This is a genomic window from Acetobacter vaccinii, from assembly GCF_008365315.1.
Classification (GTDB): domain Bacteria; phylum Pseudomonadota; class Alphaproteobacteria; order Acetobacterales; family Acetobacteraceae; genus Acetobacter; species Acetobacter vaccinii.
Genome location: NZ_CP043506.1, coordinates 230496 through 245626, shown reverse-complemented (window position 1 = coordinate 245626; position 15131 = coordinate 230496). Strand labels below are relative to the sequence as shown.

Below are 15131 nucleotides of genomic sequence, written 5' to 3'. Positions count from 1 at the left end.
AGTCTGCTGGATAGTCCTTTGTGATGGAAAGACGGCGGCGTCAGAAAGGTTTGAGCAGGCGGTCCAGATACTCCAGCTCCTGCTGGGGCCGGGTGCGGTCAGAATCGCGGCGGCGGAGTTCCTGCTCGATCTCGCGCGCCTTCTGCCGGGCGACAGTATCGGGAATATGCGTGCTGTCGTCTTCGGTCTGATCTTGGCCTTCACCCAGTTTGCGGCCTAGCGGGTCGCGCTTGTCTGCACTGCGGCCTTGTTCCTGCGCCCCGTCATCCGCACTGTCCTGCGGGCTGCCTGCACCACCCTGGCCGCTGTCATCCCCTTCGGAGGGGCTGCCAAAGGCAGGCAAGAAGCTGGGGGGGCTGTTTTTGCCGTTATTCTGCATGATGTCGCGCATCTGCTGGCGGCTTTTGTTCAGGGCTTCCAGTGCCTTGGTCTGGGCCTGGGCGGCGCTGGCGTCGTTACCGTCAGCCAGAGCCTTGCGGGCGGCATGCATGCTGTCGTGCGCGGTGGGAAAGGCATCGGGGGTTTTGCCGGTCAGGGCATGGAACTCGTTCTGGAGTTCATCCAGCGCCTGTTCCAGCGCATGCTGTGTGGCGCGCTCTGTCCTGCGGGCGGCGGCCTGCTGCTCGGCTTTGGCAGGGTCTGGCAGAGAGGGCTGCGTCTGCTGGTCCTGAGGGGCCGGTGCTGGCGCACTACCTGCTGTGTTGCCAATGCCAAGCCGCTGGAGCAGTTCCGCCATGGGGATACCGGCGTGTTCAGCGGCTTCACCATCACCGTCGTCTGCCAGATCGGACAGTTTTTTGTCACGGGCGCGCTGGTTTTCATCAAGTCGGGACTGGGCGTGGTCCAGCAGGGACATCTGCTTTTTGGACAGGTCGTTCAGGGCGGCCATCTGCTCCTGCGCTTTCTGGCGCGCCAGCATCTGGCGGGCTAGATCGGCCATGTCCTGCGGGGTGGCGTTGCGCATGCGCTCGGTCGCACTCTCCATGTCCTGCAGGCGTTTGAGGGCATCTTCCGCCCGCCCGTTCATGGCATCAGAGCGCAGTTGTTTCATCAGGCGGGAAAACGCCTTGTTGCCCGCGTCTGACAGGCCCGACAGATCGGGTATGGCAGTGTTGTTACGCAGCGCTGCCTGCGCCATGGCCTGCATCTTGCGGCTTATGGCTTCCTTGAGGGTTTGCAGCCGTGTTTCCAGTTCCGCCTGAGCGTTCTGGTCCTGCTTGCCGGTTTCATGGAGACGCGCCAACTGCTGCGCCACGGCTGCCTGTGCCGCGCGGATGTCGATCGAGGCCTGAGCGCTGGCATCATCCCCCGTGCGGCGGTCTTCTATATCCAGTGCCAGATCCCAGAGCAGGTTGGTGGTGCTGGTGCGTGCAGTCTGGGTATCAACCGCATTGTCTTCCAGAATGGCGATGACAGCAGCCAGATTGAGGAACATGCCGGTATGTTCACGCAGGGGGCCAGGGGTCGTGCCCAGTGTTTCCAGGTCTGTGGCGGTGTCGGCGCGATTTTCCTGCCCCAGCGCAAAGCGCCTGCGAACGTCCAGAATGGCGCGGGCCAGTGGCGCATGGAACACGCGGGCACCAAGGCGGAAGGTGGCAGGAGCACTTTTGCCCTCACGACCGCTGACAGAATGCGCGACAATGTTGCCGGTAACTTCCAGCCCGGCCCACGGGTCTTCCGACAGGTCGGGGGCAATCTCGCCCTTGGTGGAGCGGGGGTGGCCTGTCAGCGGGATGGGCACAGTCAGCCTGCGGGCAGTGTCCGCCCCACGGCCGGGGTGCGTGGCTTGCAGCGATACTTCAAGCGATGACAGGCCATAGGCATGGCTGGCGGCATAAGGCAGGTAGGTGCGCCATTCCCCCTTGCGGGCTCCAGGGTTTGGCCCCCATTGGGCTTGGGGTGCGGCATCGGGCAGCACGGTCACGGGCCACTGGGCCAGCATACGCCCCCGCGCGCGCAGGCGTAACGTGCCCCCATGGGTCAGGGTGGCAGTCAGTTTCCAGCTATGCGCATCAAGCTGCTGGCGGGTCTCGTTGCGCAATACCAGCCCGTTGGCGGTGCGTAATTGAGGGGGGGAGGCTACGCCTGAGACAATGGCTGTCAGCCGCGCGCCTTCGGCAACCTGTGGCGTGGTCTGGGCACCAGCACCAAGGAAAATCGGGGCTTCCGGCGCGTAGGCCGGGGCGGTAATCCAGGCTTCCAGATGGGGCAGAGGCACATCGGGGTCATCCGTGCCGGGCAGAAAGGCAGCCAGCACCCGACCGGGGGCGGAGGGGCCGACAAGTAGGGCTGTCGCACCAAGGGTGACAGGCAGCAAGACCAGCGCGGCCCTGCCCGGTAGTGTGCGGGGTAGCAGATGCGGCCAGCCTGCGCGCAGTGTGCTAAGGGAGGCCAGAACCCGCTGCTGGTGCGCCTCCCACAAAACAGAGGTTGCTTGTGCCACCGCCCGCACAGGCATGTCTGTCAGGGTGGCGAGGGGGCGGTTCCGCAGGTGGGATGCCTGCTCGATCCTGCGGTCGATACTGGCGGGTGAGGGCGCGGTGAGTGCCCGCAGTCTGCGCCAGGCCCACCAGCCACAGAGCCCCATAACAACAAGCAGCAGCACAAGGCGCAGCCCATCAGGCAGGCTCTGGGGCAGGCGCAGCAGCCCGGCAAGAGTATAAAGCCCCAGCAGACCTGCGGGGGGCAACAGCGCGGGCCACAGGCGCTCGGCCCACAGCACATAGGCAGCACGGCTGCGAGTGCTGGCCAGCCGCGCCGCCAGTGCGCCTCCTTCCGCCGTTGAGGCGGTCAGATCAGTTTTCGGGCCACCAGCGCTCATGCGTGTCCGGCAAGGTGGGAAGGCATTGTTTCATCCTGCCACAGTTCCTCCACTGTCTGTCTGTGGCGTATCACCTTCCAGCGTCCGTCTTCAACCAGAACCTGCGCGGCCAGAGGGCGACTGTTGTAGGTCGAACTCATGACAGACCCGTAGGCACCGGTGTCCAGTATGGCCACCCGGGCACCACGTTCCAGTCGGGGCAGCAGGCGGTCACGCGCAAAGGTGTCCCCACTTTCACACACGGGGCCGACAACATGGGCCAGTTCCGTTGGCTGGCTGAACGCCTGCGGAGCCAGGGGGAGAATACCGTGCCAGGCATCATACATGCTGGGGCGCAGCAGTTCGTTCATGGCGCTGTCCAGCACCAGGAATGGGGCGGCCATGCCCTGCTCCTTGCGCAGGATGACGCTGCTCAGCAGCACTCCCGCAGGTCCGGCCAGCCAGCGGCCGGGTTCGATCGCCAGACGCACGCCAAGGTCGCCAAGTTCCGCACGGATGGCACCTGCCAGAGCTTCGGGCTGGCCTTCGGCCTCGGTGCGGTAGGAAATGCCAAGCCCACCGCCACAGTCTACGACTTCGACGCTCAGGCCGCTGTCGCGCACGCTGCGTACCAGCGTGGCAACACGGGCGTATGCGGCGCGGTAAGGGGCTGCAGTCAGGATCTGGCTGCCAATATGGGTGGCAAAGCCGACAGGCTGAACGCCCGGCAGGCTGGCGGCATGAGCGTACAGGGCTGCGGCATCGGCAAAGGGAATGCCAAATTTGTTGGCAGCCAGTCCGGTTGTAATCTTGGCGTGGGTCTTGGCGTCCACATCGGGGTTGACCCGGAGTGCGACCTTGGCTGTCCGCCCCAGGCGTGAAGCAATGGCGGAAATGATTGCCAGCTCTTCAGCACTTTCCACGTTGATCTGCCCAACGCCAAGGCTGATGGCCTGCTCAAGCTCGGCATCGGTCTTGCCAACGCCGGAAAAGACAACACGCCCGGCTGCAATACCGGCTCTTTGAGTCCGGGCCAACTCACCCCCGCTGACAATATCCGCCCCGTGCCCTTCTTCCCCGATCAGGGACAGCACGGCAGTGTGGTCGTTGGCTTTGACGGCGTAATGGATGCCCACATTCAGCCCCGCGGCCTGCATGGCGGCCTGCATCCGGCGCAGCCGGTGCCGCAGGGTGCCAGCCCCCATAACCCAGCAGGGGGTGCCTACGGCATCGGCAATGGCATTAAGGGCAACCCCTTCAAACACCAGCCCACAGGTAGGGTCGGTCTGGAGGTGGGGGTGGGTGGCCAGCAGTTCTGCCAGTGTGGGATCGGCGTCGGTAGGGGGGGCAGTGTCAGCCATTGGGTGAGCAGGACCTGAAATAAAGCGGGCAGGGAGGGAAAAGCGTGGGGCTTATCGTGGTGGCAGAGGTGGGAGCCTGCCCGGATCAATCATCCGGCGGGTAGGTCCGTGGGTAGGTAATCTGGCTGGATGGGCCGGGCGGGTGTGGCGGGCTTTTTTTGCCGCAGGCTGCCAGGGGCAGCAGCAGCAGGGTGGCCAGACCAAGCCCGCAGAGCAGGCGCGGGGTCATGCCTGCGTATCCGCAAGCGTGGCCAGCCAGCGTTGTGCCTGCGCCCGCACATTGTCCGCTGCCGTGCCACCCAGGCTGGTGCGCGAGGCAATGGAGGCATCAACCGTCAGGACTGAGTAGATGTCTGGCGTAATGCCGGGCTCTTCAGCCTGCATGTCTTCCAGTGTCAGCTCGGCCAGGCCGATGTTCTTTTCTTCAGCCTTGGCGACAAGGCGGCCGGTCACGTGGTGGGCCGTGCGGAACGGCACCTTGAGAACACGTACCAGCCAGTCCGCAATATCGGTCGCGGTGGAATAGCCAGACCCGGCCAGGGCGCGCATCTGCGCTGTGTTGGCCTGCATGTCGCGCACCATGCCGTCCATGGCCGCAAGGCTGAGGGCAGCGGCGTCGGTTGCGGCAAAAACGGGTTCTTTGTCTTCCTGCATGTCCTTGGCATAGGCCAGGGGCAGCCCTTTCATGACTGTCAGCAGCCCGACCAGACTGCCGGTAATACGGCCTGTCTTGGCGCGGATCAGCTCCGCCGCATCGGGGTTGCGCTTTTGCGGCATGATGGAGGAACCCGTTGTAAACGCGTCCGACAGCCGTATGAAAGAGAAGGGGGAAGAACACCAGATAACGATTTCTTCCGCCAGCCGCGACAGGTGCATGGCCATAATGGACAGGGCAGACAGGTATTCAAGCGCGAAATCGCGGTCGGATACGGCGTCGAGCGAGTTGGCGGTCGGCCGGTCAAACCCCAGGGTCTGGGCAGTCATGGCCCGGTCGATGGGGAAGGAGGTGCCCGCCAGGGCGGCTGACCCCAGAGGGCATTCGTTCAGGCGGCGGCGGGTGTCCGCCAGGCGGCCACGGTCACGGGCCAGCATTTCAACATAAGCCATCAGGTGGTGGCCAAAGGTGACGGGCTGGGCTGTCTGCAGGTGGGTAAAGCCGGGCATGGGGTCTGCCGCATGCTCCTGAGCCCGCAGGGCCAGAGCGCGCATGAGCGATGCAGCCTGCTGGTCCAGTCCGTCAATGGCGTCACGCACCCACAGGCGGAAGTCGGTTGCAACCTGGTCATTGCGGGAACGACCGGTGTGCAGGCGCTTACCTGCCTCGCCAATCCGTTCGGACAGGCGGGCTTCGATATTCATGTGAATATCTTCCAGCGCCTCGGAAAAGGTAAAGGTGCCAGCCTCGATCTCGGCCCCGATGCCGGTCAGCCCGTCACGGATGGCGGTTTCGTCACTGCTGGAGATGATGCCAACATGCGCCAGCATGGCCGCGTGTGCCAAAGACCCGCGAATATCCTGCCGCCACAGCGCCTTGTCAAAGCTGATGGAGGCATTGATGGCCTGCATGATCTCCGACGGCCCACCGGCGAAGCGCCCACCCCACTGGGCGTTGGCGTTGTCCGTGCTGGCTTTTTCCGTGGTGTTCTGGCTGTTCGGAGACATCACTCTGCGCCTGGTCCGTTCTTTGCTGCGTGGTGGTGGCATGGCATCATGCCCTGATGTGCGCCGGATTTATACTGTCACGGCGCGGGTGCAAAGTCCGCACCCTACCGGGGCTGCGCGCCACGTGCAAACCCCAAACCCGTGCCGGGTGGGCCGCGCCTGCGGGCAACCCACGGCCTCGTGGTCGGGTGGGCGCTGGCCCAGCGGGCGTTTCTCTGCTTAAAAGTCGGTGTGTAATTCGGGGAGTTCATGAACCATGACAACACCACACGACCTTAAGACCTTTGGTGTGATTGATCCGGGCGCCAATGTGCTGCTGGAAGTGATCCGGGCGGAAAGCCCCGTGGTCGCTGTCCGCCGCATGGAAGAAAAAATGCGTGGGCCGGAATACGTGGCCGCCCGCCGTTACGATATTGGCGGGGAGGAAGCTCTGGACGGTGCCGACACCGCCTATCTGGTTTACGGGCTGGATGGCAGCGGGCTGGACGCCGAAGGGCTTGGCGGTGACGATGCTGGCCGAGTGCGCGCCGAAGCCGGTGTGGCAACGGTTATTGTGTCTGCCCTCGCCTGATATCAGGCAGGCGGCACGGGGTAGGGAAGGGAGAGGATATGGCGGACAGCTTTGTCGTGCATGGCAGGGACGGGGGTGGCCCCTTTCTGCTGGTCAGTGACCATGCGGGGCAGGCCATACCGCCTGATCTGGCAGGGCTGGGGCTGAGCGAGGCCGAACGGGCGCGCCATATCGGCTGGGACATTGGGATCGATGGCATGGGGCGGGCACTGGCGGAGCTGTTGCCCGCCGTGCTGATAGAACAGATCTATTCCCGCCTTGTCATTGACTGCAACCGTGCCCCCGGCCACCCGACCTCGATCGTGCGGGTGAGTGATGAAACACCGGTGCCCGGCAACCACGACCTGTCCGACCAGCAGGTGGCCTGGCGGCAGCAGGTTATCCTGCACCCGTATCATGCCCGTATTGCCCGAGCGCTGGACGAGCGGCAGGCTCAGAACAGGCCAACGGTGCTTGTGGCGCTGCACAGCTTTACGCCCTCCATGCGTGGTAAGGCACGACCATGGCAGGCGGGTATTTTGCACAATCGCGATTCCCGGCTGGCGCAGATCATGCTCGACCTGCTGCGTGCCGAGGGGCTGACGGTGGGCGATAATGAACCCTACGCCCTGACCGATACATCCGACTACACGGTGCCGCTCCATGCCGAAAAGCGAGGCTTACCGTATCTGGAAATTGAAATCCGCCAGGACCTGATAGCCACCCCGGCAGGGCAGGCAGAATGGGCGCAACGTCTGGCCCGACTGCTGCCTGCCGCCTGGCAGCAGTTCTGCCACGTGTATGGAGAACAGCCATGAAAGCCCCGGCACTGACCCAGGCAGAGCAGCGTATTACGGGCCGCGCACGGCTTGCGGGGGTGCTGGGCTGGCCGGTTGGCCACTCCCGCTCACCCCTGCTGCATAATTACTGGCTGCGGCGTTATGGGGTGGATGGCGCCTATGTGCCGCTGCCCGTCAAACCGGAGGACTTTGCTACCGCCGTACAGGGGCTGAAAGCGGCTGGTTTCCGGGGGGCTAATGTGACCATCCCGCATAAGGAGGCAGCCTATCGGATTGCCGATGTGCTGGACGAATCCGCGCGTCGTGCAGGCGCGGTCAACACGCTGGTGTTTGAGGCAGATGGGAGCATCCGTGGTCTCTCAACCGATGGCGATGGTTTTGTCGCCAGCCTGAAGGCGGAAGGTCTCAAGCTGGCGCGTCTGGACAGGCACGGTGGTCTGGCGCAGCCGCATGCCCTGCTGCTGGGGGCTGGGGGGGCTGCGCGTTCCATCGCGGCTGCCCTGCAGGCGACTGGCATGCGTGTGAGTGTGACCAACCGCACGCGCGACAGGGCCGATGCGCTTGTCGAGGCCCTGCCGGGGCTTGGGGTTTGCCCGTGGGAGGATTGGGAGAAAGCTCTTGGGGCTTACGACCTGCTGGTCAACACGACATCACTGGGTATGGAGGGCGGGCCTGATCCGGCGTTCTGCCCGTCTCTTAAGGCCGCAGGGCGCGGGCTTGTGGTCGCTGACATTGTCTACGTGCCGCGCAAAACGCCGTTGCTGGCTGAGGCCGAACGGCAGGGGCTGCAAACGCTGGGCGGCCTTGGCATGCTGTTGCATCAGGCACGGCTTGGGTTTTTGGAATGGTTTGGTGTCAACCCCGAGGTGGATGACGCCACGCGTGACTACGTGCTGCGTGGTGGCCGCAGTTAAGTCCGGCCTGCTTTGCCGGAGACCCGCATGAAGGTGCTGGGCCTGACAGGCGGCATGGGCATGGGTAAAAGCACGGTCGCGGCATTGTTCCGCCGTGCTGGCCTGCCTGTGTTTGATGCGGATGCCGAAGTGCTGCGGCTACAGTCCAGCCCTGGCCCGGTACTGTCGGCCATGGAGCGGCTTGTGCCAGGCGTGGTGCGTGATGGCAGTCTGGACCGTGCTGTCTTGCGGCAGGCCGTAACAGCAAATCCAGCCCTTTTGCGTAAGCTGGAAGCTATCATCCATCCGCAGGTTCGGGCTGCCCGCGCGCGTTTTCTGTCCCGGCAGCGGCGGGCGGGCACGCGGTGGGTCGTGCTGGATATTCCTCTGCTGTTTGAAACCGGGGGGCAGAAGCTGTGCGACCGTGTGCTGGTCGTGTCGGCCCCGCGCTGGGTACAGGCCCGCCGGGTGGCAGCCCGGCGGGGCATGCCAGCACCCGAGGCCCGCAGGCTGATAGCCCGCCAGATGCCCGATGCCCGGCGCAGGCTCAGGGCTGATCGTGTATTGCAAACGGGCGGGTCTTTGTATGAAACACGGCGGCAGGCGCGCCAGGTGTTAAGGAGTTTGCAGGCATGAAACGCTCAGTCCTGTTTGATACGGAAACCACAGGGCTGGACCCCGCGACAGGTGACCGCGTGATCGAAATTGCGGCGCTGGAACTGGTGGGTGACCTGCCAACAGGCAATAAGTTCCATGTCGTGCTGGACCCGGAGCGGGATGTGCCTGAGGAGGCCACACGCGTCCATGGCTTCACGCAGGCTGATTTGCAGGGTAAGCCCAAGTTTGCGGATGAGGTGGAGCGCTTTCTGGCCTTTATCGGGGATGACCAACTCATTGCCCATAATGCCCGCTTTGACTTTGGCTTTCTCAATGCCGAACTGCGCCGGGCAGGCTACAAGCCGCTGGATATGGGCCGCATGGTGGACACGCTGGACATGGCGCGCACGCGCTTTCCCGGCATGCCCAACAGTCTGGATGCTTTGTGCCGCCGCTTTGGCATAGATCTGTCCGCCCGTACCACCCACAACGCCCTGTTGGACTGCACCCTGCTGGCCGAGGTGTATGTTGAGCTGATGGGCGGCCGCCAGCATGGCTTGGGTCTGGTTGCCGATGGTGGCCCGGCCCAGATTGTAACCTACGATGCCCCGGTCACACGCACGGTTGTGCGCGTGACACCCACTGCCGAGGAACTGGCCCGCCACGCCGAATTTGTCGGGAAATTGAAAGAACCACTCTGGCTGGGGTAACGCGTCTTGTGTCAGTCCCCTTTCAGGAAAGGGCTTTGCAGAGGGTGGCGCGTATGCCATCCTTGGGCCGATAACAACAAAATGGCATCTGTCTTGTCAGGTTGGCGGTTTTCTTCCGGCCTGTGCAGTCAGCTTCGTTTTTGCCTGCTGTTACAGGGAGCGTACCTGATGCGTTCAGCATCCTGCCGTTTTGCCGTGACCATGACCTTGTGTGGGGTATGGTCCATGCCTGCATGGGCCGAGCCCGTGCTTGGCCCTGTGACGGCGGAGGTCACATTTGTATCAAGCTCTGCCAGTCTGGGGCTTGGCTACACATGGGGCCATGGGGTGCTGACCTACGGCGGTCGCCAGTATCCTTTTGAAGTGGCGGGGGCTTCGGCCGCTGCTGTTGGTTTTTCGTCCGGCAAGAGTATCGGCAAGGTCTACAATCTCCAGAGGATTGAGGACTTTCCCGGCACCTACTGGGCCTTGTCGGGCGAGGCCACGATAGGCCGGGGTGTTTCCGGCTCGCTGATGGAAAATGATGATGGCGTGCGTATCCGTCTGGATGAAAGCCGCACCGGTGGCCGTCTTGCGGCCTCACCATCGCGGCTGACCATCCGCCTGCTCAAGCCTGTGGAGGCTCCCGCTACCCCCGCAGCACCTGCGGCTACGGGCACCCCCTGACGCAACACGGCTTGCCAGTCAGCCCCGGCGTTCGAGCAGGGTGACGACTGTGTTCAGGATCTGATTTTCCTCAAAGAGAGCAAGGGCGCGTGTGCGCCCTCTGTCTCCCATCTGCCGTGCGGATGGCAGGTCGTGGACAAGCCTGCTCAGGGCTTGCGCCAGAGGCTTGGGAGCGCCCGGAGGCACAACAAGCCCGGTCTGCCCCGGCACAACTTGCTCACGCGGCCCACGGATATCGGTGCTGACCACTGGGAGCCCGCAGAGCATGGCCTCGATAACCGACATGGGCAGGCCTTCAAAATGGCTGGGCAGTGTAAAAATATCCGCAGCGGCCAGCAGGGCGGGAATGTCGGTGCGATAGCCCAGACATTTCAGCCGTGTACCCATATCCGCCTGCGCCTTGCTGAGTGCCGGTGCCAGGTCTAGCCCATGGTCGGAGGGCAGGCGCTGCCCCACAATCCAGAGTTCAGCCGCTGTAACGTGGGTCATGGCCTCCAGTAGTTCCAGATACCCTTTGTGATGCACCAGGCGTGAGACAATGATGATGACAGGCGTTGTCTCTGCCGTGCCAAGCTCCTGCCGTATCCGTAGGCGGGCGGTGGCATCGGGTTTGAAAACACGGCTGTCCCGCCCGTTGCCAATGGCTATGGGGGCTGGGTGAATATGCAGGCGGCGGGCATCCTGTGCTTCTTCGCGTGATACCGTCATGTAAACATGGGTCATGCGGCCGCAGATCAGTTCCAGCACCAAAGCCAGAAGGCGGCGGGGCAGTGGTGTTGCAGGCTGATTGAACAAAAACCCGTGGCAGGTATAGGCAATGCAGGGCACGTTGCAGATCCGGGCCGCAATCCGGGCGAGAATACCGCTGATAGGCATGTGGGCATGCAGCAGGTCGGGTTTCTCCCGCCGGATCAGCCTGACCAGCGCAATTAGGGCACGCACTTGGACGGTGGGCGACCAGTTGCGGGCGAGTGGGGGTGTTTCTACCCGAAAGCCTTCCCCGCGGGCCTGTGCCAGCAAGGGGCCATCTGCACAGACCCCAACCACATCATGCCCGTTTGCCTTGAGTGCGCGCATCAGCGGGAGCACAAAATGCGCCAGTGCGAAGTCGGTGTTGGTGACTTCGAGAATTTTCACACAGGTTCAGCCCGCACTAGTCATTGACGAGTGACAGCGCCCAGTGGATGGGCCGCAGGCCTGCGGGAACAAGCGGGGGCGGTATGGCCTCGATGGCGGGTGGCAGTGGTTCCGCCAGTGGGAGAGGGAGGTCTGCTGGCGGCGCGGTGGTGATATCGTCATCACGCGTCTGTTCGGCATCATGCTCGACTGGGGCACCGTCCTCCTGCTCCTGCTCGGGGGCCGGGTCTTCAAGAGGTTCGGAGAGCGGCTGGGGAGCGGGGCTCGCCGGGGTAGGGGGTGTCAGGACCAGTTGCAGCGTTGGGGTGGGTGTGCCCTTGCCCAGATAAACGCTTTCTTCCACGCTGATGGTGGCATCGGACTGAAACAGCCAGCTTTCGTCCTCGGCATGCAGCAGATAGCCGTTTTCGGTTGTTTCAACCATGATGTCAGGATGTAGATGGAAGCGGATGCAAAGCGACAGGGGCGAGTGCGCACCGCGTACCTGTTCCTCCCCCCGCAGGCTCCGGCCATCACGGCTCAGGTAAAGCTGACGGTAATACAGGCCAGCGCCCTGATGTTCGTAGCCGTTATGTGTCATCTCCAGCCAATGTGCGCCGTCGCGCGTGACATGGGTGCGGGTGACCTGCGGCGGCCTGACAACGGTGCCATCCGGGTTGAAGTCCAGCGGTGACAGGCCTGTCATTTCCAGAACGGAATGCGCGGCGGGGTAGCGCAGCGCCCCTGCCCAACCGGGGTGCATGCTGGACCCGCAGTTGACGATCAGCCGCTGTCGGGCGGATGAAAATTCAAACGATAGCATGCCCGCATGGGCGTTCTGGTCAAAGCCGGGTGGGGCAGGGGCTGCGGCGTCGGCCAGCACCAGGGCATGGCCGCTGCTCATGCGTACAAAGCCTGTATCAGGCAGGCCCGCCGCCACAACCCTGCTGCGTGATGCCCGGTTGAGGACATGCTCGATCAGTTGGCTGTCCTGTTCCGCACTGCCATTGAACAGCGCCAACCCTCCATCACCATGGCGCATTGCGCGCAGGGCCGGGGCTGCCCGGTTGGCGGCTTCCAGCAGGCCTGTGGGCAGCGGCAGGCGGGCTGCCTGAAGGGTGTAGAGCATTTCCGCCAGTTCCCGCACGGCCAGAAACTGGTCCTGCGGGTTGCGGGAATAATGTCCGCCATCAGGGTGGAACTGGTCTGCCAGCACCGGGTCTATCAGGCGCAGGTAACGGGTCAGGAATTCGGGCTGGTCGGGCAGGGAGACCGCCGTGGCCAGGAGCCCTTTCAGGGCAGTCAGCGTCCCGCAGCCCTGCGTGGCCTCGGGCAGCAGGGTCATGATCGAGCGGGCCTCCATGATCAGCGAGGCCATCAGGTTCTGGCGGAATGTGTCGTCCGCTGAAGCCGCAAAGAAATCATAACAGCCCAACCAGGCGGCAAGGCGCGCGCCGGTAATGGACGGGTCTGCCACGGGGCGCTCCGAAGGGGGCAGGCGCATCCATTGGGCAACAAGGGTACGGGCCTTGATGCGGGCGGATTCCGCCCCAAGCTCGCGCAGGTCCCGCAGCCACGTAAAGCCTTGTAGCCAGCGTCGGTAGGACTGAGGCCACGCGCTGTCATCCCACTGTCCGGCATGCAGGCTACGGGTGACACCGTCGTACTGGGTCTGATTGCGGACAAGCCGTTCGCCAATGGCGGCATTGCCGGGCCACAGGTCGCGCAGAGTGATGCTGGGGGCCGCAGGCACGCGGGTAAAACCGCCAAGCGGATTGCGCATGGCGTAAATCAGGCGGGCTCCACGGGTCCATCGGCGCAGGGGCATCGTCGGCAAGAACTCCATGGCTGGGGTGGGGTAAGGCAGCGTGGACTTACAGGAGTAAAAAACCTTTTTGGCCAGAGCGTGGCTTTGGCAGGGCTAATGTGCCCGCAATGCGTTTATTGCTGCGGCGTAATCAGCTTTGCCGTAAACTGCGCTGCCTGCAATCAGCACATCCGCTCCGGCCTTGGTTGCCAGTGGGGCTGTTGTGGTATCAATCCCCCCATCCACAGCCAGTCGAATGTCACGGCCGGTCTGGGCAATCATGTCCCGCAGGCGGCTGATCTTGGCCAGTTGGCTGTGCAGAAACTTCTGGCCACCAAAGCCTGGGTTAACGGTCATGACCAGGATGACATCGACCATGTCCATCACTTCTGCGATGGCTTCGGGCGGTGTGGCGGGGCACAGCACGATGCCGGGCTTGGCGCCCAGGCTGCGAATCCGTTCAAGGGAGCGATGGGTGTGTGGCCCGGCTTCGATATGGATCAGAATCTGGTCCGCCCCAGCCTGGGCAAAAGCTTCCAGATAGGGGTCCACCGGGGCGATCATCAGGTGCACGTCAAACGGCAGGGAGGTCCGGGGCCGCAGGGCTTTGACCACGGACGGGCCGAAGGAAATATTGGGCACAAAATGCCCATCCATAATGTCCAGATGCAGCCAGTCCGCCCCGGCGTTTGCTATGGCCTCAACCTCTTCCCCAAGACGGGTGAAGTCGGCTGCAAGCAGGCTGGGGGCAATCAGGGGGCAGGAGGCTGGGCGCATATGTTTCTTATCCGAAATTCCGCGATGCGGTGCAACCATGGGGTGTGGCCAGTGTACCGCCTAGCCTTTGCGTGTGAAACGGGCGGCAAAAAACCCGTCCATACCGCCTTTGTCCGCCCACAGGCCGGGGTGGGTGCGTAGCCAGCCTTCCCGTGTGCGGGCTTCTGGCAGAAAGGCCAGTTCCTCTTCCGTAAAGGGCATGGGTTCCAGCCCCATGGCTTCGGCGGCGCGGGCGCGGGCTGGGCCTTCCTCTTCCTGCAAGGAGCATACGGCATAGACCAACCGCCCGCCGGGGCGCAGCATGTCACGCGCGGCAGCAAGCAGGCGGTCCTGGGTGGCGGCAAGCCCGGCAAGGTCGCGCGGGCGTTTGACCCACAGCACATCGGGGTGGCGGCGGGCCGTGCCTGTGGCGGAGCAGGGGGCATCCAGCAGGACTGCGTCCAGCGGTGCCGGGGGTTGCCAGCTTGTGGCATCAGCCTGAATGGCCTGGGCTGTCAGGCCAAGGCGGCTGATGTTTTCCAACAGGCGGGGCATACGGGCCGGATTGTTTTCAACCGCCGTGACGGTGGCTCCTGTCAGGGCCAACTGGGCGGTTTTGCCGCCGGGGGCTGCACACAGGTCGGCCACATGCTCGCCCTCACGCGCGCCAAGCAGGCGGGCTGGCAAGGTGGCTGCGGCGTCCTGTACCCAGAAATCACCCTGCTCATAGCCCGGCAACTCGGTTACGCGGGTACCAGCGGGGAAACGGACAGACCCGTTAGGCAGCAGCACACCGCCTTCTGGCACGGCAACGCCTGGGCGCAGGGTAATGTCCAGCGGGGCTTCGTGGCTGAGCCCTGTGGCAATGGCGCGGGGAACCTTTGGCCCCATGGTGGCCCAGGAACTCCACAGCCACTGGGGAATATCCAGCCGGGGCTGGTCCAGCCCTTCAAGCAGGGCCCCCATTTCTGTCGCGACCTTGCGCAGCACGGCATTGGCCAGCCCTGCGAACGGGGCCAGCCCGCGGCGGCGCAGGAGCGAGACGGTTGTGCCCACGGCAGCGTGGGGCGGTGTTTCCAGATAGAGCAGCTGGGCGCAGCCCATCATCAAGGCCACGCGTACGGGTTCGGGTGGTTCCTTGCGCAGGAATGGCTCCAGCACGGCGCGCAGGGTGCCCAGGTGGCGCAGTGTGGCGGCGGCCAGCCGATGGGCCGCTGCGCGGTCTCTGGGGTCTGCCTTATGGGTTTCTGTCGCCCGTGACAGGCTGGTGTCCAGCATGCGGCGGTGTTCCACCACACCACACAGGATATCGAAGGCGATGTCACGCGTGGGGTCGGGCTGTGGGCGGGGTTGGCCCCGCCGTCCGGGGCGGGCTGGGCGCGGGGAAGATGTCATGGGATCGGGGAACAACCG

General features: G+C 64.0%; 14 protein-coding genes. 6 read left to right on the top strand and 8 right to left on the bottom strand.

Translation table 11 applies throughout. The features are described from left to right. Window positions 1-40: 40 nt before the first annotated feature. From FLP30_RS01055 to argH, 4 genes are all read right to left on the bottom strand, one after another. The gene (locus FLP30_RS01055) at window positions 41-2821 is read right to left on the bottom strand and encodes a DUF4175 domain-containing protein (protein WP_149277962.1); all 2781 of its coding nucleotides are present in this window, start codon (window positions 2819-2821) and stop codon (window positions 41-43) included. Next, the gene (gene lysA / locus FLP30_RS01050; RefSeq protein WP_149277961.1) at window positions 2818-4161 is read right to left on the bottom strand and encodes a diaminopimelate decarboxylase; all 1344 of its coding nucleotides are present in this window, start codon (window positions 4159-4161) and stop codon (window positions 2818-2820) included. The genes FLP30_RS01055 and lysA overlap by 4 nt, the downstream gene beginning before the upstream one ends. A gap of 85 nt (window positions 4162-4246) precedes the next feature. After that, the gene (locus FLP30_RS14045; protein WP_168200025.1) at window positions 4247-4390 is read right to left on the bottom strand and encodes a hypothetical protein; all 144 of its coding nucleotides are present in this window, start codon (window positions 4388-4390) and stop codon (window positions 4247-4249) included. Further along, window positions 4387-5823, bottom strand: coding sequence for an argininosuccinate lyase (gene argH, locus FLP30_RS01045; protein WP_149277960.1), 1437 nt, complete (start codon window positions 5821-5823; stop codon window positions 4387-4389). The genes FLP30_RS14045 and argH overlap by 4 nt, the downstream gene beginning before the upstream one ends. 256 nt (window positions 5824-6079) lie before the next feature. Between argH and FLP30_RS01040 the strand changes: the two genes are divergently transcribed. The 6 genes from FLP30_RS01040 to FLP30_RS01015 all read left to right on the top strand — a co-directional run bounded on the left by FLP30_RS01040 (window position 6080) and on the right by FLP30_RS01015 (window position 10039). Beyond that, entirely contained in the window at window positions 6080-6394 is a 315-nt protein-coding gene (locus FLP30_RS01040) for a hypothetical protein (protein WP_149277959.1), read from the top strand. A 38-nt stretch (window positions 6395-6432) separates the two neighbouring features. Then, window positions 6433-7191 carry an N-formylglutamate amidohydrolase gene (locus tag FLP30_RS01035; RefSeq protein ID WP_149277958.1) on the top strand — a complete coding sequence of 253 codons (759 nt, stop codon included), beginning with the start codon at window positions 6433-6435 and terminating at the stop codon, window positions 7189-7191. Then, window positions 7188-8087, top strand: a complete 900-nt coding sequence (locus FLP30_RS01030) for a shikimate dehydrogenase (RefSeq protein ID WP_149277957.1) — start codon at window positions 7188-7190, stop codon at window positions 8085-8087. The genes FLP30_RS01035 and FLP30_RS01030 overlap by 4 nt, the downstream gene beginning before the upstream one ends. Before the next feature lie 27 nt (window positions 8088-8114). Beyond that, on the top strand, window positions 8115-8702 hold the full coding sequence (gene coaE, locus FLP30_RS01025) for a dephospho-CoA kinase (RefSeq protein ID WP_149277956.1): 588 nt from the start codon (window positions 8115-8117) through the stop codon (window positions 8700-8702). Beyond that, complete coding sequence (gene dnaQ, locus FLP30_RS01020; RefSeq protein ID WP_149277955.1) at window positions 8699-9373, top strand: DNA polymerase III subunit epsilon; 675 nt, start codon at window positions 8699-8701, stop codon at window positions 9371-9373. The genes coaE and dnaQ overlap by 4 nt, the downstream gene beginning before the upstream one ends. 168 nt (window positions 9374-9541) lie before the next feature. After that, a complete protein-coding gene (locus FLP30_RS01015; RefSeq protein ID WP_149277954.1) occupies window positions 9542-10039 on the top strand; it encodes a hypothetical protein in 498 nt (165 codons plus the stop codon). Window positions 10040-10057: 18 nt separating this feature from the next. Here the strand turns inward: FLP30_RS01015 and FLP30_RS01010 are convergent, their stop codons facing one another. The 4 genes from FLP30_RS01010 to FLP30_RS00995 form a co-directional block, all read right to left on the bottom strand. Next, entirely contained in the window at window positions 10058-11176 is a 1119-nt protein-coding gene (locus FLP30_RS01010) for a glycosyltransferase family 4 protein (protein WP_149277953.1), read from the bottom strand. Between the two features lie 16 nt (window positions 11177-11192). Beyond that, window positions 11193-12983: a heparinase II/III family protein gene (locus FLP30_RS01005; RefSeq protein WP_149277952.1), complete on the bottom strand. Its 1791-nt coding sequence runs from the start codon at window positions 12981-12983 to the stop codon at window positions 11193-11195. A gap of 93 nt (window positions 12984-13076) precedes the next feature. Beyond that, window positions 13077-13739, bottom strand: coding sequence for a ribulose-phosphate 3-epimerase (gene rpe, locus FLP30_RS01000; RefSeq protein WP_149277951.1), 663 nt, complete (start codon window positions 13737-13739; stop codon window positions 13077-13079). 60 nt (window positions 13740-13799) lie between these two features. Next, the gene (locus FLP30_RS00995; RefSeq protein ID WP_149277950.1) at window positions 13800-15113 is read right to left on the bottom strand and encodes an RsmB/NOP family class I SAM-dependent RNA methyltransferase; all 1314 of its coding nucleotides are present in this window, start codon (window positions 15111-15113) and stop codon (window positions 13800-13802) included. Between the last annotated feature and the right edge of the window lie 18 nt (window positions 15114-15131).

What these genes read in the sequence shown, in the direction of transcription:
- lysA (WP_149277961.1), bottom strand. Translation starts at nt 4,161, where the DNA reads ATGGCTGACACTGCCCCCCCTACCGACGCCGATCCCACACTGGCAGAA.
- FLP30_RS14045 (WP_168200025.1), bottom strand. Translation starts at nt 4,390, where the DNA reads ATGACCCCGCGCCTGCTCTGCGGGCTTGGTCTGGCCACCCTGCTGCTG.
- FLP30_RS01035 (WP_149277958.1), top strand. Translation starts at nt 6,433, where the DNA reads ATGGCGGACAGCTTTGTCGTGCATGGCAGGGACGGGGGTGGCCCCTTT.
- rpe (WP_149277951.1), bottom strand. Translation starts at nt 13,739, where the DNA reads ATGCGCCCAGCCTCCTGCCCCCTGATTGCCCCCAGCCTGCTTGCAGCC.
- coaE (WP_149277956.1), top strand. Translation starts at nt 8,115, where the DNA reads ATGAAGGTGCTGGGCCTGACAGGCGGCATGGGCATGGGTAAAAGCACG.
- FLP30_RS01040 (WP_149277959.1), top strand. Translation starts at nt 6,080, where the DNA reads ATGACAACACCACACGACCTTAAGACCTTTGGTGTGATTGATCCGGGC.
- FLP30_RS01030 (WP_149277957.1), top strand. Translation starts at nt 7,188, where the DNA reads ATGAAAGCCCCGGCACTGACCCAGGCAGAGCAGCGTATTACGGGCCGC.
- dnaQ (WP_149277955.1), top strand. Translation starts at nt 8,699, where the DNA reads ATGAAACGCTCAGTCCTGTTTGATACGGAAACCACAGGGCTGGACCCC.
- FLP30_RS01005 (WP_149277952.1), bottom strand. Translation starts at nt 12,983, where the DNA reads ATGCCCCTGCGCCGATGGACCCGTGGAGCCCGCCTGATTTACGCCATG.
- FLP30_RS01055 (WP_149277962.1), bottom strand. Translation starts at nt 2,821, where the DNA reads ATGAGCGCTGGTGGCCCGAAAACTGATCTGACCGCCTCAACGGCGGAA.
- FLP30_RS00995 (WP_149277950.1), bottom strand. Translation starts at nt 15,113, where the DNA reads ATGACATCTTCCCCGCGCCCAGCCCGCCCCGGACGGCGGGGCCAACCC.
- argH (WP_149277960.1), bottom strand. Translation starts at nt 5,823, where the DNA reads ATGTCTCCGAACAGCCAGAACACCACGGAAAAAGCCAGCACGGACAAC.
- FLP30_RS01015 (WP_149277954.1), top strand. Translation starts at nt 9,542, where the DNA reads ATGCGTTCAGCATCCTGCCGTTTTGCCGTGACCATGACCTTGTGTGGG.